The organism is Salicibibacter kimchii (genome assembly GCF_003336365.1).
GTDB classification, from domain to species: domain Bacteria; phylum Bacillota; class Bacilli; order Bacillales; family Marinococcaceae; genus Salicibibacter; species Salicibibacter kimchii.
This window is the reverse complement of sequence record NZ_CP031092.1, coordinates 3,345,607-3,366,545: the sequence shown is the minus strand read 5'-3', so window position 1 is coordinate 3,366,545 and position 20,939 is coordinate 3,345,607. Positions and strand designations below refer to the sequence as shown.

Below are 20,939 nucleotides of genomic sequence, written 5' to 3'. Positions count from 1 at the left end.
TCCTGGAATGGAGTCTTTATGTGAATGTTATCAGCGGTGTATTTTTTGAGGTTATTCTTCCCATTTTAATTGTGATGGCCATTGGCGTGCTATTGCAGAAGAAATTTAACTTTCAACTTACGCCAGTCGTAAAGCTTATTACCTATTGTTTTATGCCTGCAGCCGTTTTTTTAAATATTTATCAAGCTGAATTTGATTATAGCCTGTTAGGGCAACTTTTTCTTTATTTGCTCTTATTTACTGCCGGCACCATTCTCCTTGGCAATTTTTTAGCCAAGGTTTTACACTTAAAACGGCAAGAAAGTGCTGCTTTAAAAAACAGCATTTCTCTTATGAACGCGGGCAATTACGGTTTACCGGTCAGTCAACTCATCTTTAGTGCAAATCCATTGGGTGTTTCTATTCAAATTATCATCATTGTTTTCCAGAATCTACTTACCTATACGTATGGCCTATACAATTTGATATCTACATCAAAATCAGTCGTCGAGATACTAAAAGAAATCCTTCGGTTACCGATTGTTCATGCTTTATACTTAGGAATCGGATTTCAACTTTTGGACATTCCCCTTCCTACTTTTGCACTTGTGCCGCTTGAACAACTAGCAAATGCGTTTTTTGCCTTAGCGCTTTTCCTACTCGGTGCTCAACTTGCCCACATAAGTATCAAGTCATTTCATAGAGTTATTGTCTGGAGTCTGTTGGGCAGGTTAATTGCTGGACCTATGCTTGCTTTGCTTATTATATTGCTCCTTGGTATTGATGGGGTGATGGCACAATCATTACTCATTGCGAGCGCACTTCCGACGTCAAGAAATACAGCAACCCTTGCACTTGACACCCAGGTGGTGCCGGAGTTACACGCACAGATTGTGCTGTACTCAACGATTCTAAGTGGGGGGACCGTCACGTTTGTTATCTATTTGTCTATGATTATGTTTTGAATAAGGAAAGGGTTGGTATGATGGCTATTTATAAAATTGGTGTTCTTGAAGGGGATGGAATCGGAGGCGAGATCGTCCCTGCCACTACGTCTATCCTGGAAGCAGCTGCCAAACAATTGGGGGGTATTACCTTTGAATGGGGGGATTTTCCAATTGGTTGGAAGGCGATTGAACAACATAATGACCCGATCCCCAATGTAACAAAAGAAGGATTGAAAGACTGTCATGGGTGGATAATGGGTCCGCACGATTCCGCTGCATACCCTGAATCGCACAAAACCGTCCGGAATCCAAGCGGTGAACTGCGGCATCTTTTTGACTTATATGCAAATATACGTCCCGCCAAGACGACACCGGGCACAAAAAGTGGGGTAGACCATACAGATTTAGTGATTTTCCGGGAAAACACCGAAGGTTTTTATGCAGACCGTAATATGTACAGCGGAACCGGGGAGTGGCAAATCACGCCGGAAGTTGTCGTATCTACCGGGGTATTTACAAAAAAAGCGATTGAAAGAATTGCGCATGCCGCTTTTAAAATGGCAATGAAACGTCGAAAAAAAGTTACCGTCGTTCATAAAGCCAATGTCATTAAATTGGGGTCAGGCTTGTTTTTAAATACTTGCCACGAAGTGGCTGAACAATATCCGGAAGTGGTCGTCGATGATTATCACATTGATGCCATGGCCGCTCACCTAGTCAGACGAGCTGATGCGTTTGATGTCATCGTTACTGAAAATATGTATGGAGATATATTATCTGATTTAGCAGGCGAATTAGTCGGAAGTTTAGGACTTGCCCCTTCCATTAACACAAACGATCATTTAGTGATGGCGCAAGCGGCCCATGGGTCTGCTCCTGATATTGCCGGTAAAAACATTTCCAACCCCATCGGCATTATCCAATCAGCAACAATGATGTTGAATTGGTTAGGTGAACGCCATAATGACCGAAGCCTCTTTGACGGTGCCCGGATGATTGAGTTGGCGCTCGCCGAGGCATTACAAGAAGGGGTTTGCACACTTGACTTAGGTGGGAGTGAAACAACTTCTTCATTTACCGAGGCCATCGTTAACAAGATTGAAAAAGTCGTGATCCCATAGGGGAACCAAACCATTTTACGTTCTTCCCTTTTCTCCCCCCACTCCTTGTTTTACCCTTGAAAATATGGTAATAGTGAGTCTATCGAAAAGTGAAAATGGACATAATGGTAAGGGGGGATCTACTTTGAAAAACCTTATGTTTTTAACGTTCGGTACGTTTTTGTTCGCTTTGTCGATCACTCAGTTTGCCATGCCCAACAACTTGGCGGAAGGGGGCGTCGCCGGACTTTCTTTATTGCTCTTCTACGCGTTTGAATTTTCACCGGCGATTGTTACCTTCCTATTTAATGCTGTTCTTCTGGCAATTGGCTTTCGGGTCTTGCCAACCCATATGATTTATAAATCACTATTAAATGTTCCGTTGTTTTCCCTTTTTGTCTACTTAATGGAAGACTGGGGCCAACCGATGGCGGATCCTTTACTTGCGGCAATTTTCACCGGTGTGTTCACTGGCGCGGGATTCGGCTTCATCTTTCAGGCAGGCAGCACAACCGGAGGCACCTCAACGGTTGCCCGCATGCTTAACCATAAATTCGGCTGGGAACTCACAGGCGCGAACTTTGTCCTCGATGCGATCATCGTGGGGATCGGATTTTTCATCATCGGTCCACTCTATTCAATGTATACCATCGTTGCACTATATGTCGGCAAAAAAATTACCGATTACGTTCTAGAAGGTTTTCAATCGAGGAAAGCACTCAATGTCATTTCCACAAAAGGAAACGATGTCGCGGATGCGGTCATTCGTTTAATGAACTCAAGCGCTACTATTTACGAGGCCTATGGAAGTTTTTCACAGAAGAAACATCAAATGGTCTATATCGTGATTGAAAAACAACGATTGTTCCATTTAAAACAAATGGTCTACGATATTGACCCGAACGCTTTTATCGTCGTCTATACGGTAAAAGACGTCTCCGGTGGGACGTTTCTAAATCAATACCACCCTTCCCAAAAGTCTTTCCCAATGAAGGATACTTTTGAAGACGAAGATTTTGGTCAATCAAATAAATAACCATGCCTACCCTGCCATGTGATGATGAAGAGAAGCTCGTTTTTGGATACCGTTACCGATCACGGCATCCCCTGGATCGAAAGTTAACCGTCATAATAGAATCCTAGGAAACACCCATGGAAGACCGCCGGCCTTCTATGGGTGTTCTGTGCCTTAAAAACGCCTACCTGTATGGATGTTCCGCCCCTGGACGATAGGCCTTTGCATACGCTGGCATCCATCTTTCGTGCACATGTGCCGGCGTGTTTCTGTTTTCAAATGAATGCGCGTGCGGATAGTGATGGACATGTTGATAGACATGATGCTTGACATAGTGGGTTTGGACCGTTTGCACCTCCGGGACGATATACGTTTGCACGTATGGCACCCAATTTTGGGGAACAGAACTGCTAAGGGGGCATGGAGAATAACGGGGCGTGGGTGGCTTCGGTCGCCTTCCGGCCATCGTATCGCCTCCTTTAAATCGAATTCCTATACGTTATGTAAAGACAAGCGCCGGTGTACTGGTCCATTGGCCTATGCTCTTATACCCACAAAAAGTAAAATGCCAGAGAAGATTCTTCTTATGGTGGCTCTTCTAGTGGGATAATTTCCTACTGGTAGGATGTTTCCTTCATTGCTAAATGATCACGGCAATGATCCAGTATGAGAAAATATTTATACCTCTTCACTTTATCAACCCATTATTCAAGTGGAATAAAGTGAGAGATATTTATTAAGCCCCGAAAAAAGACGGACATCTTTTTCGGGGCTTTTATATTATTCGCCGTGCACACGGCTGAGCGCCAGTTGATAACTATCGTTTCCGTAATTGAGACAACGCTTTACTCGGCTGATGGTGGCTGTACTTGCTCCCGTTTCCACTTCAATTTTATGGTAGGTCTTCCCTTCCTGCAGCATACGAGCCACTTCCAACCGCTGGGCAAGTGATTGTACTTCGTTAATGGTGCAAAGATCATCAAAAAATTGATAACATTCCTCGATATCTTTTAAGGACAAAATCGCGTGAAATAGTTGATCCATTTCTTTGCCGCGCAATTTATCGATTTGCATAGCAATCCTCTCTTTCATAGATAAAAATTTCATCCATGTCGTTCACGTTACAGCTTACACCCGGCAAATCGTCTGTCCCATTCAAGGCATAAGCCGCCACGATCTCATTCTTTTCTATTTTAACGCATTATCGTAGGAAAGAGAACGCTTTTTTTGTGAACATCATAAATCCCTTTTGCCGTCGTGCGTACATAAGGCAAATGGGTGGATGAAAAGAAAAAGATGCTATACAAAGGATCGTCATACGGATAGCCACTTGCTTTCATAACTTCAACAAAAGACGCATGCCTCTCCATGACCTCCTCCATGGACAAGTCAGCCATCATGCCGAAGTAAGGGAGCGGGAGGTGAAAACGACGGTCTTCCCGGTCATTTTCAATAAATAGCCCTCCGCCGGCAGCCCGCAATTGTTCAAACGCTTTTTTCATGGCTGATTTCTTTTTTCCGATCATGATGACATCACCGCTGATCGAAAATGTAGTCGCCAATCCGTCCAATTCGGTAGCAAACCCTTTCAAAATCGTGTTCATCCGCCATTTTCCTTCTTTATCCACCATGGCGAAGAAACATTGATCATGTTCCTCTCCGAGGCTTTCTTTTGTGGCCTCGATATCAATGTGGTAAGGCTTTAATAAAACATTATTGACAAGATGAATGCCCATCGGCATGGAAAAATGCATGTCTTCTTCTACCAAATCCCAAGAGATCCCCTGTTGTTCCGAGATATACGGCCCCCAGTCGAAGGGTTTCGGCTCGTTCACGACACGTCCCTCTTGAACAATCCATTCGCCTTTTGCCATTACCGAAATCGGGGTGGGATCTTGTACGTCCATGAGAAAATTGAGATGCGCCACCCGACCGGGGGCGATCATGCCATGCATGTCTTCAATCCCGTAATGACGAGCAACATTATACGAAACCATCTCATATGCTGCCAATGGATCGATCCCTGCTTCAAGAACAATTTTTAACAGCGAATCCATAACCCCAGGCTCATAAAACGTTGGGCTTCCCCCGTCCGTTGTAAGGAGGAAACGACTGTAATCGGTAATCCCCGCTTCTTTTAACTCATTGATCAAATGGGGCAAATCAGGGCGTAGCGAAGAATGTCGCAAGGTGGTCGTATAACCGGCATCAAGTCTGCGTAACACTTCTTCCCCAGTGATTGCCTCATGGTCACTCATCACACCGAGCAATGCGAGCTGTGCCAATGTTTTTTCCGAGGCCCCCGGCAAGTGGCCTTCCATTGGTTTATTTCCCTTTTTCAATTGTTCCACCCAATGTAGGATGGAATCATCACCGGCGATGACTCGTGGCCATCCGCTGAATTCTCCTCCCTGGACAACGAGGGGATGATTGACCCAATCATCAATGTTTTGCGGAGTGAACAAACGGTTTTCATCATTTGTTTCCGTTTGTGCATCCACGCGACTCGCCCAGTATAGGGAGGAAGGTCCCTCCCCCATTTCACTGATGAAAGAAAGCGCTTTCTTTTTTTCCAAGTGCATTAATAAGATTAGATTGTCATTGAAGATGGTGCTCGTTCCGCGTTTCAGTGCGTAATCCGCAAAAGCACGGGGATGGTATAACATGAATGGGTGCGCGTGATGTTCCATATATCCGGGAACGATAAATTGCCCGCGAGCATCATACCAATTTATTTTTGGTGATTTCGCCGGTAACGCATCTCCGACGTAGACGATGCGGTCATGGTAAATCCATATGTTCGCTTTCGTCCATTGTTTGCGACCGCTGTTTAGATACGTAGCGTTCGTAATTACTTGCGTCGGCGGTTTCTCACCGCGAACGACACTGATTTGCCTTCGTTTTGATTGCTTGTTCCATAGCGAAAATGAAGGATGGATGGTTCATCACCTGCTCTTTTCTATTCAAACGATCTTATTTTTGACTAATGTCATTCTAACATATTTCCAATATTTCATGGGAAAAGCGGGTGACAAGATTGCAACAAGTTTTTTCTATGAAAACGGAGGTTGTACGAATTATCCATTTGTCAACCACCGTTTCGCATCTCGCGAAACATTTAGCCTACATGAGCAACGCTCCAATGGGAGGGTTGTTTTTTAATGGCCGCCAAAAACATAAACAGACGCCTAACACATTCTATCTTCGCCATCATATCTTATCGTGTAGACGCCTAATCGTGTGATCGTCCTTTTTAAGGGGGTTATCATGGATTTCACACATGTATTTTTTCTTATCGTCATTGCCACCGTGTTTATTTTTATTCTTTGGAGAAAAAATGTTGTTTTTCCGGTCATGATCGGGACATTTCTACTTGCCTTTTTTTACTATACAGACTTGGGCATTATCGACCGTTTGGTTTCCTCAGCGCAAGCCGTCTTTCTTGCTTTTATGAACGCGGGCGTTGAGCTGTTTGACATTATGTTGATTATCACGTTAATGGTCGCGATGTTGCAGGCATTGCGAGCGGTCGGCGCCGCTGAATTGATGTTTTCACCGCTAAAAAAGTTAATGGTGAATCCGACGATGTCATTTTTTGTGCTGGGAATCACGATGTATATCGCCGCGCTTTTCTTCTGGCCGACGCCCGCGATCGCACTCGTCGGCACAGTGTTGATCCCCATTGCCGTCAAAGCAGGATTACCCGCCATCGGAGCGGCGGTCGCGGTTAATCTATTCGGACACGGCATGGCGTTATCGGGGGACCTTGTTGTTCAAGGTGCCGGAAATATAACGGCATCTGCCGCAGGGTTGGATATTGGTCAAATTTTGCCGTACACAGCGTTATTTTCTTTCTTGGTTGGCTTGGTAGCCATCCCAATCGCGTTTTTCACCATTAAAAGAGGGATGAAAAAAGGGAAATGGGTAGCAGATGAAAGCGGGCTGGATATCAAGACGACAGACACGTATCAAGGACGCCCAAAAACCTCGAAAACAATGGCAGTGTTCGTGCCGCTCGTATTGCTCACCATTGTCGGCCTTATGCTTTACCGTTCCATTTTCCATCCTGAAACGGCCATTCAAGGCCAGGAAGCCACCGCCTTGCTTGGCGGAACCGCTGTCTTTTTAATGATGGTCGCAACGTTCGTCCGGAGCGGGATTCAAGGCATGGGCAGTGTCGTGGAACACATGAAGGAAGGGTTCTTCTTCGCACTGAAAATCTTTGCCCCCATTATCCCGTTAGCAGGTTTCTTCTTTCTCGGTCACCCCGACCACGCGGAGGCTGTACTTGGCGAGGGGGCACCGGGTTTTCTCTTCGATCTAGGTGAAATGCTTTCAACCTATGTGGGGGGGAGTCCGGCCTTAGTCGTGATTGGAATTGTGTTGATCGCTCTCCTTACCGGCCTGGACGGATCCGGATTTTCCGGCTTACCGCTTGTCGGAAGCTTGTCGGCAGCACTCGGGCAAGCAACGGGGATTGATGTAGCCATTCTCGCCTCCTTGGGGCAAGTCGTCACGATCTTTGTCGGTGGCGGTACACTCGCGGCCTGGGCGTTTGGCGCCGCGGCAGATGCCGGGATCGCAGGGGTCAAACCCACCGAGCTAGTGAGGCAAAACCTCGTGCCTGTTCTGATCGGAATCACTGTCGCCTCAATGATGGCTATTTGGTTGCTTTAACCAAACAGCCTCTATTTTTAGCAGTTGATTTATAATAATTTGTACATTCAGTGATCATTCTTCTGTTCATTTATTTTTGATTTAGTGTAATTTTTCACGATTAATCATAACGATTCTCCGTCCGTTACTAATTTTATCCTAAAGTAAAAAACACTCCCCGAGGCATTCCTCTACCTTTAGGGAGTGTTTCCGTGGTTTATCATCCGTTAGGAAAAACGGTCAAATCAATGTCCCAAACAGCGGGGAGCAAGAACATAACCAATACCACTGTAACAATAATAGCAATGAGATTCATCCAAAGCCCGGCTTTGACCATGTCACCCATTCTCAAGTAACCGGAACCAAATACAACCGCATTCGGTGGGGTAGCCACGGGTAACATGAACGCACAAGACGCGGCGACAGCTGCAGGGACCATCAAGGCAAAAGGATGCACGTCCATGGCTACAGCGAGAGAGGCCATAATCGGCATAAGCATCGTCGCAGAAGCCGTGTTGGAAGTAATTTCTGTTAAAAACACGACAAGCAAAGTGACACCTAACAAAATAAAGACAAACTCGATCCCTTGCAATATGGTCAGTTGCTCGCCAATCCAAACATCCAAGCCACTATCCTGAAATGCACCCGCGATCGCGAGACCGCCACCAAAAAGAATCAAAATTCCCCAAGGGACATCTTTGGCTGCGTGCCATGTCATCAGTTTATCACCTTTGTATGTCTTCGACGGCAATACGAAGAGTACCACAGCAGCAATGATCGCGATCATCGTATCGTCGATTCCCGGAATAATATCTTCCAACAAAAAGGAGCGGGTAATCCATGCCAAGGCGGTTAAGGTAAATATAGTGAGCACCATCTTCTCTTCCGGGCTCATTTTTCCTAAACCTGTTCGTTGCTCATGGATAAGCTCTTTTCCGCCAGGAATGTGTTTCATTTTCATCGGAAACGCGATCTTGACCAAATAGATCCAAGCGAAAGAAAGTAGGATCACAGCCAGCGGGACGCCGAACGTCATCCAACCTGCAAACGATAAATCAATATCAAATATTTCATTTAGCGAACCGGCTAAAATTGTATTCGGCGGGGTCCCGATGATTGTTCCCAAGCCCCCGATGGAAGCAGACATGGCAATGGCAATCATTAAACCTTTTGCAAATTGATTTTCCTGTACTTCTGCGTTTTCGATATTTTCTTCGTGTAATGATCGACCGACTTGAAAAATAATCGCTGTTCCAATTGGGACCATCATCATCGCGGTTGCGGTGTTTGAAATCCACATGGAAAGGAAACCGGTAGCAATCATAAATCCCAGAACAATGCGATTCGTGCTTGTCCCAATCAATGAAATAATCGTTAACGCGATTCGTTTATGCAAATTCCAGCGTTCTAATGCTAACGCTATCACAAAGCCGCCTAAAAATAGAAAGACGATATCGTCCCCGTAGTTCGGTGTTACTTCCCCGACTTCTAAGCTTGTTACCATTGGAAAAAGGATAATCGGTAATAAGGCCGTGACGGGGATCGGAAGCGCCTCGGTAATCCACCATGTCGCGATCCACACCGTTCCGGCAAGCACCCCACGTGCCTCCGGGGATAAGCCTTCCGTTTGAAATAAGAATAAAATAATAAAAAACAATACGGGTCCTAGTATAAGTCCTATAGCTCTCTTTTTAGAAATCTCACCACCACGCTTCGGCGGCTGCCCTCCGGTCATTTTTCCTGAAACCTTCTCCATACGTCCCCGTTTGTCCGTGGCGTTGCCCCCGGGGCTCCCCATCATGAACGAACACATATCTTTTACACGTTGATGACTATTCCACGCTTCTTGCCAAATACGGGCAAACAACTCTCCCTCACTCCTATCCCTTGTCATTGATGAATGCGGTTTCTTTTTAATATAAAAATTGTTCTCCAAACGATCCAAATCCAGTTGTAAATGCTGCATCCTGTATCGAATAACTTGTATGCTAAAAGCATCTATGAACGTTGCGCAATCCATCTTATCACGCACTCATTCATTTTGGAACAATATAATATATGGCAAAAAATTTAAAAAAGCATTCAAACGTGGACAGTTTTCTAGAATAAGCAGGGAAAAGTTCGATCTAGAGGTAACATCGGACTTTTTTAAGGATGAGAGAGAAAAGTGTCCAGGCCAAATCCCAACGGGGCATCCCTATAATGTATTGTGGCCGCATTTTCATCCGAAAAATGCGGCCATCGTTCGCTTATAAGTATATAACTCATTCTGTAACCCCGCGGCTCCCAATATCGCTACGGTAATGGTAGCCTTCGAGATTCAACGTGTGCAATTGATCATACACATTCTTTTGAGACCATTCTATCGTCTCTCCAAGAGATCCGAGTAAAAAAACCCGGCCTCCGCTGCTCCAGAGCTCGTTCCTTTCTCCGTCAACACCGGCGTAAAACACCATGCTTTCTTCCGACCCGAGTGCGGCGCCACTTGGCACTGGCAATCCTTTGTGATAAGGACCGGGGTATCCGTCCGCCGCGGCTACAACACCGAGCATAGCTTCAGGTTTCCAGGTAAGCTCAACCTCGCGATGATTAAGCACGTCCATGAATACGGTCGCGAGATCGTCCTCCAGGCGCGGCAAAATCACTTGTGCTTCCGGGTCGCCGAAACGAGCGTTAAATTCTATCACTTTTGGCCCTTCTCCGGTTAACATTAAGCCAGCATACAACACACCGGTAAACGAAACGCCTTCCGTGACCATTGCCGCTGCGGCCGGGCGTAGAATCGCATCCACCGCTTCTTCAACCATTTCCGTTTCGACGTGAGAGACGGGAGAATAGGCACCCATCCCGCCGGTATTAGGCCCCTGATCATGATCATAGACACGTTTATGATCCTGGGATTCCGCAAGCGGAACGACCGTGTCTCCGTTCACGAGCGCCATCAAAGAAATCTCTTCGCCCTGTAAATATTCCTCAAGAACGACTTTAGCACCGCTCCTGAAAGCATTATCCAGAAGGACATCCGCCAACGCATCAAATGCTTCCTGCATCGTCATGGCGACCGTCACCCCTTTTCCGGCAGCCAAACCATCCGCTTTGACAACGATCGGTGCACCTTTTTCTTCCACATAGGCACACGCCTCTTCATAATCGGTAAACACGGCATATCCTGCCGTAGGGATGCCGTACCTTTTCATTATATCTTTTGCGAAGGATTTGCTTCCTTCGATGCGGGCGGCATCCTTTTTTGGGCCGAATACGTTCAACTCTTCCCGGGCAAACACATCAGCCACGCCTGCCAAAAGCGATGCTTCCGGTCCGATGATCGTGAGCTCCACGTCACGTTTTTTCGCTACCGCCGCCAACGCTTCTCCATCCGTTGCGTCCATGGGCAGACGCTCGGCCACATGCTCCATCCCCGGATTGCCGGGCGCTACATAAACGCGTTCCACGATCGGACTGGCGTTCAATTTCCAAGCAAGGGCGTGCTCACGGCCCCCGCTCCCTACCACTAAAACATTCATCTTACCGTCTCCCCTTACGCGTGTCTGAAATGCCGCATGCCGGTGAACACCATCGTGATCCCTGCGTCATCGGCGACGTCAATCGATTCTTGATCCCTCTTGGAGCCGCCGGGTTGAATGACCGCCGTTACTCCTGCTTTAACCGCGACTTCCATCGTGTCTTTCATGGGAAAAAATGCATCGGAAGCGAGCATACTTCCTTCGGCATCAGATTGGGCTTGTGCAATGGTAATTTCAGCGGCGCCCACCCGATTCATTTGCCCGGCGCCCACACCGATGGTACGGTTGCCTTTCGTTAAGACGATGGCATTTGATTTCACGTGTTTCACAACGCGCCACGCAAATTCCAGCCTTCGCCATTCTTCAGATGTGGGCGCTCGTTTCGTCGCCACCTTCACATCCGTATCTGCCAAGCCTTTCACGTCGTCTTCTTGCACAAGCATCCCGCCGCTCACTGATGTAAGCGCGTGGGGAACATTCCGATCTCCGCCCATGTCCACTTTCAAAAGACGAATGTTTTTCTTCTTTTGTAAAATATCAAGCGCATTCCGACTATAATCCGGGGCGATAACTACTTCCAGAAATATGTTCGCCAATTGTTCTGCCGTATCGGCATCCACCCTATCATTGACCGCAACGATCCCTCCAAAAATGGAAACAGGATCAGCGGCATAGGCTTCTTCAAATGCTCTCGGCAGTGTATCACCGATGCCAACGCCGCATGGGTTCGTATGCTTCACAGCAACAGCCGCCTTTGTATCGCTGAATTCGGAGACAAGGGCAAACGCAGCGTTACTATCATTAATGTTGTTATACGAAAGTTCTTTTCCGTGCAATTGCTCAGCCGCTGCGAGCGATGTAACTGCCGGCAACGGGTGCTGATAAAACGATGCACCCTGATGAGGGTTCTCCCCGTAACGGAGCGCTTGTTTTTTCTCATACGTGAGCGTCAGCGTTTCCGGAAACACCTCGTCAGTCATGTAGTCGGCAACTAACGCATCATAAGCAGCGGTATGACGGAAGGCTTTCGCCGCCAAATGTCTACGGGTATCGAAACGAAGGCCGTTGCCACGGGCTTCTTCCAACACTTGGGAATAGTCCCCGGGGTCCGTCACCACCGCTACATGGGCATGATTTTTTGCGGCCGCGCGCAACATAGCCGGACCGCCGATATCAATATTTTCAATCGCGTCCGCATCCTCTACTCCCTTTTTTTTGATTGTCTCTTTAAAGGGATAAAGATTCACGACGACGAGGTCGATCGGGGCTATTGAGTGTTCGTGCAATGCTTCTCGATGTGCTTCCTTTTCCCGGTTGGCCAGTAGACCACCGTGAATCGCCGGGTGCAACGTCTTCACCCGTCCGTCCAAAATTTCCGGGAAGTTCGTCACTTCGGAAATCCCGACCACTTGGACGCCGGCCTCTTCCAGCGCACGTTTTGTCCCTCCCGTTGAAACAATTTCAAAATCCGCTTCCTGCAACGCTTTTGCAAAATCAACAATCCCGGTTTTATCACTGACACTTATCAATGCCCGTTTCATCTCGTTGGAGAACCCCTTTCGATCGTTCTTCAAACAATTGTTGCAACGTCTCCGGATACAACTGATGCTCCACACGCTTTATTTTCTCTTCTAATGAAGTTTTCGTGTCTTCCGATGTGATAGGCACGGTTTCTTGTTGGATGATTTCTCCCGTATCCATCCCGGCATCCACGTAATGAATGCTCACGCCCGTCTTTTCCACTCCGGCTCCCAACGCCTGTCCAACGGCGTCGAGCCCCGGAAAGGCTGGCAACAGAGACGGGTGAATATTCACGATTCGATGGGTGTAAGGCTCCACGATCGTCGCTCCCAAAAGTCGCATATAGCCAGCCAAAACAACCCATTGAACGTCGTAATTGTCAAGAAGCTGCAGCAACGATTCTTCATATTGCTGCTTGCTGTCAAAATCCCGAGGGCGAAACATGTGGGTAGACACTCCATAACGCTTCGCTTTTTCCAACACCGGGGCGTTCGGGCGATCACTAAATACAAAGGCCGGTGTGGTATACAGTGTCTCCGCTCGAATCGCTTGCAAAATGGCTTCCACATTGCTGCCTGACCCGGACGCAAATAACGCTATTTTCATGCCGGGGAGACCCCCTCGATCGTGAGCGCTTCGCTTTGATCGACCGTACCAATCGCACGCGCATCGGGAAGAATGCCAAGTGCCTCTTCTTCTCGTTCCGGTCTGACCGCGATCACATAACCGATGCCCATATTGAACGTGCTATACATGTCCATATCACTTAATTTCCCTTGTTGCTGCAGAAAAGAAAAAATATCCGGGTGCTCCCAATGCACTGGGTCGATGTTCGCACCCAATCCTTCCGGCAACATTCTCGGCACGTTTTCCAACAGACCACCGCCGGTAATATGCGCCATTCCGCTCACCGGCAACGCCGAGAGCAATGCCTGAATGTGCTGTGCGTAAATCTTCGTCGGCGTTAACAACGCTTCGCCGAGGGGGACCCCCTCCATGGGGGCATACGTTTTTTGCAAATCCAACCCTTTATCCTTGATGATTTTTCGCACGAGCGAAAATCCGTTGCTGTGCACGCCTGTCGACGGCAATCCGATCAAGCGATCACCTACTTGCACCTCATCCCCCGTAATAAGCGCATCTTTTTCCACGACACCGACAACAAAACCGGCCACATCATATTCATGTTCATCATACATGCCCGGCATTTCCGCCGTTTCGCCTCCGATGAGCGCACAACCCGCCTGCCGGCAGCCATTGCTGACGCCCTTGACGATCGCCTCCATGCGCGCGGGATCGGTTTTCCCGGCAGCGATGTAATCAAGAAAATAAAGCGGCTCAGCGCCTTGAACGAGAATATCATTGACGCACATGGCGACGGCATCTTCGCCGATCGTGTCATGCTGAGCGGCAGCAAAGGCGAGCAGCAGCTTCGTTCCGACGCCATCCGTTCCGGAAACGAGCACCGGCGCTTTGTACTCGAGCGCGGATAGATCAAACGTGCCGCCAAAACCGCCAAGGGCACCAAGTACGCCAGAGCGTTTCGTCCGTTCCACGTGTTTTTTCATGCGGGAGACAGCTTCATAGCCCGCCTTGACGTCAACGCCCGCTTCTTTGTATGCATCTCGCACGTCGTATTTCCCCCTATCCTTTTCCTGCAACGACAAGGTCTCTATGTTCATTTGGGATCGCGGTTGGATACTCGCCGGTAAAGCACCCGAGACACTGACCGCAATTGGGCTGTTTCGCATCTCTCCCGATACCTGTCTTTAAGCCGTCGACCGATAAAAATCGCAAGGAATCTGCGCCCATCATCTCGCGCATCTCTTCCGTCGAATGATTAGCCGCGATTAATTCATCGGTGGTTGAGGTATCAATCCCATAAAAACACGGTCGGATAATTGGTGGCGCGCTGATGCGCACGTGCACCTCGGCGGCGCCGGCGTCTTTTAACAGGCGCACAATTCGTTGGCTCGTCGTTCCGCGTACGATGGAATCATCGACCATCACGACCCGCTTGCCTTCCACAACCCCGCGCACGGCGGAAAGTTTCATTTTTACACCTTGTTCGCGCAATGCTTGCGAAGGTTGAATAAACGTCCGTCCGACGTACCGGTTTTTGATTAAACCAAGTTCATACGGGAGCTTCGCTTGTTCGGAAAAGCCGATCGCGGCCGAAATGGATGAATCCGGCACGCCGGTAACAACATCGGCGTCCACGTCCGCTTCTATGGCCAGTTGTTTTCCCAGTTGCTTTCTCGCGGTATGCACATTAATCTGTTCAAGATTGGAATCGGGTCTCGCCAGATACACATATTCCATGCTGCAAAGGGCACGTTCTTTTGCTTCCATAAATCGTTCGGAAAACATGCCGCGCTCGTTAAAAATAATCATTTCTCCCGGTTCGACATCACGAACATAATCCGCACCAATGAGGTCAAATGCACACGTCTCCGAAGCAACCACAAACGCGTCCCCTAACCGCCCGAGCGACAACGGGCGCAAGCCGTGTGGATCGAGGGCGACAGCGAGTTCATCTTCCGTCATCACGGCAAATGAATAAGCGCCGGTCAGCTGTGGAAGTGCCTCTTTGAATTGTTTGCGCAGGTCATCGGAATGACCGCGTTTCATAAGGTGAGCTAAAATTTCCGTATCGGTCGTCGTTTGAAAAATGCTCCCGCTTCGTTCAAGCTCACTTTTCAGTGGCTGGTAATTAACGAGGTTGCCGTTATGAGCCATAGCAATGCTTCCATCTTCAGATTTAAAATGAAGCGGTTGGACATTGTCATACCCTCCACGACCCGCGGTAGCATAGCGCACGTGGCCGAGTGCCTGCCGGCCGGATAAACGTTCCAAGTCTCCTGCTTGAAAAGCTTCGGTCAATAGACCTGTATTTTTATGAACATAAAGCTCCTCACCGTCAATCGTAACGATCCCAGCCCCTTCCTGGCCGCGATGTTGCAAACTGTGCAATCCGTAATAGGTGAGTTTCGCTGCTTCCGGATGTCCCCATATCGCAAATAGTCCGCATTCTTCATTTAGGCCTTTGATTTCAGGAAACACGGAATCGCTCCCTTCCAAACGTGAGTCAGGTGATTCGTCGGTTGATCGATGAGCGTGCGTCCTTCGGCTGTTTTTACGTACAATGATGGTTCTTTTGATACCGTCCCATAATGTTTGGCTGCCGGAATCGCCTGTTCCAACGCATCTGCATGTTCCGGTGCAACACTGATCACATACCGCGATTGTGTTTCGGAAAACAAATCGGCAGCGTCATCGTCCATCGTTACTTCCGCGCCCAGTTCCGTCCTCATCACACATTCGGCAAGTGCGACCGCCAAGCCGCCTTCTGCAATATCATGGGCCGATTGGATCAACCCGGATCGGATCCCGCTTAACACTTGTTGCTGACGTTCATTTTCCAGTTCAAGATCCATTCGCGGCACTTGGCCGCTGATTTGGCCGTCTTCAAGGCGTTGCCATTCACTGCCGCCCCACGCCGACTCCGGTTCACCGATGACATAGATATAATCACTACTGGCTTTAAATGTTTGCGTGGTAATATGATCAAGATCATCCACAAGGCCGACCATCCCGACGACAGGCGTGGGATAGATCGCTTCCCCGTTTGTCTCGTTGTAGAGGGAGACATTCCCGCTTACTACCGGTGTGTCAAAGGTAGCACACGCCTCGCTCATGCCGGCGGTTGACTGTTCCATTTGCCAATAAATCGTCGGTTGTTCCGGGCTTCCGTAGTTCAAACAATCCGTGAGCGCGAGCGGTTGCGCCCCTGAGCAAATAATGTTGCGCGCCGCTTCCGCCACGGCGATCTGCCCGCCTGTGTATGGGTCAAGTGCGATATAGCGGCTGTTGCCGTCGATGGACATGGCCAGCGCCTTCTTCGTGCCGCGAAGTCGCAAAACAGCCGCGTCCGATCCCGGCATGACAGCCGTATTCGTTTGCACCATATGATCATACTGATCATACACCCATTCTTTGCTCGCGATCGTTGGCTGCGATAGCAATTGTAGCAACGTTTCGTTGTGATCGGTCTTTGGCGGTTGCCAAGTCAGCTGTTGCTGAGCGCGAAAAGAAACCGGTTCTTCGGAGGGAACATCATAAACAGGTGCGTCATCGGTAAGGGCCATTACAGGAACGTCGGCAGCCACATCCCCTTGGAACGTTAACGTAAGGTGCTGGTCGTCTTTGACAGTCCCGACGCCCACGCATTCAAGGTCCCATTTTTCACAAATCGATTCCATTTCTGCTTCCCGCCCGTTTTCAACGACGATAAGCATGCGTTCTTGCGATTCGGAAAGCATCATCTCGTACGGAGTCATGCCCGCCTCCCGTTGAGGGACGAAGTCTAGGTTCATATCGATGCCTGTACCGGCTTTGCTCGCCATTTCCGCCGCTGATGAGGTGAGCCCAGCAGCGCCCATATCCTGAATCCCGACGAGGGCGTCTGATTGCACCATTTCCAAACATGCTTCCAGTACCCGTTTCTCCGTAAACGGGTCGCCCACTTGCACAGACGGTCGTTTCTCTGCAGACGACTCACTCAATTCCTCGGAAGCAAACGTTGCACCGTGAATGCCATCGCGCCCGGTAGAGGCGCCCACATACATGACGGTGTTGCCTACACCGGAAGCAATGCCTTTTTGCAAATGGTTTTGATCGATCAGCCCGATGCACATGGCATTAACGAGCGGGTTGCCGTCATACGTGTCATCAAATTGAATCTCGCCACCAACGGTCGGCACGCCGACGCTATTGCCATAACCCGAAACACCTGCCACCACTTCTTCAAACAAATACTGCGTTCGCGGTGTCGTAAGCGGACCGAAGCGCAAGGAATTGAGCAGTGCGATCGGACGTGCGCCCATGGAGAAAACGTCGCGCAATATGCCACCTATCCCGGTGGCCGCGCCTTGATATGGCTCAACGGCCGATGGGTGATTGTGGCTTTCCACTTTAAAGACGACCGCTTGCCCGTCACCAATATCTACGACCCCGGCACCTTCTCCAGGCCCTTGCACCACATGGGGGCCTGTGGATGGGAATTGTTTCAGCAACGGTTTCGAATGTTTATAACTGCAATGTTCCGACCATAACACTGAAAACATGCCGATTTCCGTAAAATTCGGTTTCCTGCCTATGAGCGATACAATACGGTCATATTCCCTGTCCTTAACCCCCATATCCACGTATAAACGCCGGGTTTGAATCTCTTCGGCGGTCGGTTCAAGTTGTAACGACATGTCTGTCCCTCCAATGGCGGTAAATGTTCGTAAACAAGCGCCGCCCGTCTTCGCTTCCGAGAATTGCCTCCATCGCCCGTTCCGGATGGGGCATCATTCCGAGCACATTGCCCGCCTCGTTTGTGATCCCCGCGATGTTTCCAACCGATCCGTTCACATCGGATCCATAGGTGAAAACGATGCGGTTGTCCGCTTTCAAGGTTTCATAGGTCGTCTCGTCACATTCATAGTTCCCTTCGCCATGGGCGATAGGAATCCGTAACCTTTCCCCATGCTCATACGCCCGCGTAAAACAAGTGTCGGCATTCTCAACGTTCACATCTACTGTTCGGCACATGTACTTTAAATGCTTGTTTCGTTTCATCGCTCCTGGCAGCAAATTCGCTTCCAATAAAATTTGAAAGCCGTTGCAGACGCCAAGGACCGGTTTTCCTTTGTTGGCTTCGGCGATCACACTTTTCATGACCGGTGCAAAACGGGCGATCGCGCCTGAGCGCAAGTAATCCCCGTACGAAAAGCCACCCGGAAGGAAAATGGCGTCATAGGCTTCCACGGTCTCCGAAGTATGAGGCACAAAATCTACGGTTCCCGCGTCGGTAAAATCAGTTAGCGCGTGATACATATCCATGTCACCATTCGAGCCCGGAAAAACGATCACCGCCGCTTTCATACCTTTTCCTCCCGTTCCACATAATACGTATAGTTTTCAATCACCGGATTGGCAAGCAATTGTTCACACATCTGCTCGACACGTGATTCCACATCCGCACCATCAGACATCTCTAATTTTAACCATTTGCCGACACTCACCGTGTCAACTTCATCATAACCGAGGGCGGTCAATGAGCGCTGCACGGCTTGCCCTTGCGGGTCAAGCACCCCTTCTTTTAAGGTAATGTACACGTGGACGTTAATCATAAACGACGCCTCCTATACGGGAAAGAATGTTTTCATAACCGGCTTGCAAAGACCCAAGACCATAGCGATAGAGATCCTTATCCATCTTCTCTTTCGTCTCGCTATCCCAAAAGCGGCACGTATCGGGGGACACTTCATCGGCAAGCAATAGCGTGCCGTCGTCCTGCAACCCAAATTCCAATTTAAAATCAACGAGCAAAAGATTCGCTTTCCAGCAAAGATCCACCAAAATGTTGTTGACATGAAGCGCCCGCATGCGCATTTCTTCCAGTTCTTCCACCTTGGCCACACCCAAAGCGGCAATGTGGTCCTCGTTCACGAGCGGGTCCCCGAGGGCATCGTCTTTGTAATACCATTCCACAATCGGTTCGGAAAGCGCTTTGCCTTCCTCCCAACCGAGCCGTCGTGCCAAACTGCCGGCAGTGATGTTACGAACAACGACCTCAAGCGGTATGATCCGCGTTGGACGCACGAGTTGCTCTGTGTCACTGATTTTTTTTATGAAATGCGTCTGTACATCTTCTTCTTCCAACACTTCGAAAAAGAGAGTGGAAATCGCGTTGTTCAGCTCTCCTTTTCCGTGCAGGACATCATGCTTCCCCCCGTTAAATGCCGTCGCGTCATTTTTGTACACGAGACGCAATTCTTCGGCGTTGTCCGTCGTATACAGCTGCTTCGCTTTCCCTTCATATAAAAGTGTCATATGGACATCCTTTCATAGGCCAACTCTGGAAAATAATACATCAACGTTTTTCAAATGGTGCCGTTCATCGAAACAGTCATCAAGCGTTTCTTTGTCAAGCACTTGCGTGATGGCGTCTTCACCTTCCACGAGTGTTCGAAACGAAACTTTCGTCTCCCACGCTTCCATCGCTTTCGGCTGCACAAGATCATAGGCTTCTTCTCGCGTCATGCCGCGATCGATGAGCGCGAGCAAAACTTGTTGCGAATGGACAAGCCCAAAGGTTTTCTCCATATTTGCGCGCATATTCTCCGGATAAACGGTAAGATTGTCGATAATGTTCGTGAAACGATTCAACATATAATTAAGTAAAATCGTGCTATCCGGGAAAATAATGCGTTCAGCAGATGAATGGGAAATATCCCTTTCGTGCCACAGTGGAACGTTTTCAAAAGCTGTTTGTACATGCCCGCGGATGACACGGGACAAGCCGGTCATATTTTCTGACCCGACCGGATTTCGTTTATGAGGCATTGCGGATGAACCCTTTTGCCCTTTGCCGAACGCTTCTTCGACTTCCCTGCTTTCCGTTTTTTGCAAGTTACGAATCTCTACGGCCATTTTTTCCATCGACGTGGCGATAAGCGCGAGCGTGGAGATGTAGTGGGCGTGGCGGTCGCGTTGCAACGTTTGTGTTGAAATCGGTGCCGGCGCAAGTCCCAAGCGTTCGCAAACGATCGCCTCAATTTCGGGTGGAATGTTTGCGAAAGTGCCGACTGCACCCGACATTTTTCCTACACGGACATCTGCAGCGGCTGCTTCAAAGCGTTCGATCTGCCGCTTCACTTCCGCATACCAAAGGGCGAGCTTGACCCCGAACGTTGTCGGCTCAGCATGCACACCATGAGTCCGGCCCATCATCAATGTATAGCGATGTTCATTTGCCTTACGAGCCAGCACGTCTTTAAAACGGTGCAAATCATTTCGCAGAATGTCATTTGCTTGTTTTAACAAGTAAGACTGGGCGGTATCGACCACGTCCGTGGACGTCAAGCCGTAATGCACCCATTTCCGCTCTTCCCCGAGCGTCTCGGAAACGGCGCGTGTAAACGCGACGACATCATGGCGAGTGGTTGCTTCGATCTCAAGAATGCGTTCAACGTCAAATCCAGCGTTTTCTCTAATTTTTGCAACGTCTTCGTTCGGGATGACCCCTTGTTCCGCCCAAGCTTCACAGGCCGCAATTTCCACTTCCAGCCAAGCTTGAAATCGATTCTCTTCCGTCCAAATCTGCGCCATTTCCGGGCGCGTGTAACGCTCTATCATCGTCGGTCTC

General features: G+C 48.8%; 18 protein-coding genes. 4 read left to right on the top strand and 14 right to left on the bottom strand.

Going from position 1 to position 20,939, the window contains the following annotated elements; translation table 11 throughout:
• Positions 1–20 precede the first annotated feature (20 nt).
• The 3 genes from DT065_RS17115 (at position 21) to DT065_RS17105 (ending at position 3,062) form a co-directional block, all read left to right on the top strand.
• Positions 21–944, top strand: a complete 924-nt coding sequence (locus DT065_RS17115) for an AEC family transporter (protein ID WP_335743560.1) — start codon at positions 21–23, stop codon at positions 942–944.
• Positions 945–964: 20 nt separating this feature from the next.
• Positions 965–2,047 (top strand): isocitrate/isopropylmalate dehydrogenase family protein, encoded by a 1,083-nt coding sequence (locus tag DT065_RS17110; RefSeq protein ID WP_114376403.1) that lies wholly within the window; start codon positions 965–967, stop codon positions 2,045–2,047.
• 124 nt (positions 2,048–2,171) lie between these two features.
• Positions 2,172–3,062 carry a YitT family protein gene (locus DT065_RS17105; protein ID WP_114375443.1) on the top strand — a complete coding sequence of 297 codons (891 nt, stop codon included), beginning with the start codon at positions 2,172–2,174 and terminating at the stop codon, positions 3,060–3,062.
• A gap of 163 nt (positions 3,063–3,225) precedes the next feature.
• Here DT065_RS17105 and DT065_RS17100 read toward each other — a convergent pair whose 3' ends face one another.
• From DT065_RS17100 to DT065_RS17090, 3 genes are all read right to left on the bottom strand, one after another.
• Positions 3,226–3,507, bottom strand: coding sequence for a CotD family spore coat protein (locus tag DT065_RS17100; protein WP_114375441.1), 282 nt, complete (start codon positions 3,505–3,507; stop codon positions 3,226–3,228).
• Between the two features lie 314 nt (positions 3,508–3,821).
• Positions 3,822–4,115 (bottom strand): YerC/YecD family TrpR-related protein, encoded by a 294-nt coding sequence (locus tag DT065_RS17095; protein ID WP_114375439.1) that lies wholly within the window; start codon positions 4,113–4,115, stop codon positions 3,822–3,824.
• A gap of 119 nt (positions 4,116–4,234) precedes the next feature.
• The gene (locus tag DT065_RS17090; RefSeq protein WP_335743597.1) at positions 4,235–5,932 is read right to left on the bottom strand and encodes an adenine deaminase C-terminal domain-containing protein; all 1,698 of its coding nucleotides are present in this window, start codon (positions 5,930–5,932) and stop codon (positions 4,235–4,237) included.
• Positions 5,933–6,308: 376 nt separating this feature from the next.
• On the opposite strand from DT065_RS17090, the gene DT065_RS17085 reads away from it, so the two are divergent.
• Positions 6,309–7,718, top strand: coding sequence for a hypothetical protein (locus tag DT065_RS17085; RefSeq protein WP_114375435.1), 1,410 nt, complete (start codon positions 6,309–6,311; stop codon positions 7,716–7,718).
• A gap of 199 nt (positions 7,719–7,917) precedes the next feature.
• Here DT065_RS17085 and DT065_RS17080 read toward each other — a convergent pair whose 3' ends face one another.
• The 11 genes from DT065_RS17080 to purB all read right to left on the bottom strand — a co-directional run bounded on the left by DT065_RS17080 (position 7,918) and on the right by purB (position 20,929).
• Complete coding sequence (locus tag DT065_RS17080) at positions 7,918–9,564, bottom strand: SLC13 family permease (RefSeq protein WP_418314563.1); 1,647 nt, start codon at positions 9,562–9,564, stop codon at positions 7,918–7,920.
• 397 nt (positions 9,565–9,961) lie between these two features.
• Complete coding sequence (gene purD, locus DT065_RS17075; protein WP_114375433.1) at positions 9,962–11,221, bottom strand: phosphoribosylamine--glycine ligase; 1,260 nt, start codon at positions 11,219–11,221, stop codon at positions 9,962–9,964.
• Between the two features lie 14 nt (positions 11,222–11,235).
• Positions 11,236–12,762 (bottom strand): bifunctional phosphoribosylaminoimidazolecarboxamide formyltransferase/IMP cyclohydrolase, encoded by a 1,527-nt coding sequence (gene purH / locus DT065_RS17070; protein WP_114375431.1) that lies wholly within the window; start codon positions 12,760–12,762, stop codon positions 11,236–11,238.
• Entirely contained in the window at positions 12,734–13,348 is a 615-nt protein-coding gene (gene purN / locus DT065_RS17065; RefSeq protein WP_114375429.1) for a phosphoribosylglycinamide formyltransferase, read from the bottom strand. The genes purH and purN overlap by 29 nt, the downstream gene beginning before the upstream one ends.
• Positions 13,345–14,424 (bottom strand): phosphoribosylformylglycinamidine cyclo-ligase, encoded by a 1,080-nt coding sequence (gene purM, locus DT065_RS17060; RefSeq protein WP_257791139.1) that lies wholly within the window; start codon positions 14,422–14,424, stop codon positions 13,345–13,347. The genes purN and purM overlap by 4 nt, the downstream gene beginning before the upstream one ends.
• Positions 14,387–15,805 carry an amidophosphoribosyltransferase gene (purF, locus tag DT065_RS17055; protein ID WP_114375426.1) on the bottom strand — a complete coding sequence of 473 codons (1,419 nt, stop codon included), beginning with the start codon at positions 15,803–15,805 and terminating at the stop codon, positions 14,387–14,389. Before purF ends, purM begins: the two co-directional genes overlap by 38 nt.
• Positions 15,781–18,003 (bottom strand): phosphoribosylformylglycinamidine synthase subunit PurL, encoded by a 2,223-nt coding sequence (purL, locus tag DT065_RS17050; protein ID WP_114375424.1) that lies wholly within the window; start codon positions 18,001–18,003, stop codon positions 15,781–15,783. The genes purF and purL overlap by 25 nt, the downstream gene beginning before the upstream one ends.
• A complete protein-coding gene (gene purQ / locus DT065_RS17045) occupies positions 17,987–18,673 on the bottom strand; it encodes a phosphoribosylformylglycinamidine synthase subunit PurQ (RefSeq protein ID WP_114375422.1) in 687 nt (228 codons plus the stop codon). The genes purL and purQ overlap by 17 nt, the downstream gene beginning before the upstream one ends.
• On the bottom strand, positions 18,670–18,921 hold the full coding sequence (gene purS / locus DT065_RS17040; RefSeq protein WP_114375421.1) for a phosphoribosylformylglycinamidine synthase subunit PurS: 252 nt from the start codon (positions 18,919–18,921) through the stop codon (positions 18,670–18,672). The genes purQ and purS overlap by 4 nt, the downstream gene beginning before the upstream one ends.
• Entirely contained in the window at positions 18,914–19,624 is a 711-nt protein-coding gene (purC, locus tag DT065_RS17035; RefSeq protein WP_114375419.1) for a phosphoribosylaminoimidazolesuccinocarboxamide synthase, read from the bottom strand. The genes purS and purC overlap by 8 nt, the downstream gene beginning before the upstream one ends.
• 12 nt (positions 19,625–19,636) lie before the next feature.
• Positions 19,637–20,929 (bottom strand): adenylosuccinate lyase, encoded by a 1,293-nt coding sequence (gene purB / locus DT065_RS17030; RefSeq protein WP_114375418.1) that lies wholly within the window; start codon positions 20,927–20,929, stop codon positions 19,637–19,639.
• Between the last annotated feature and the right edge of the window lie 10 nt (positions 20,930–20,939).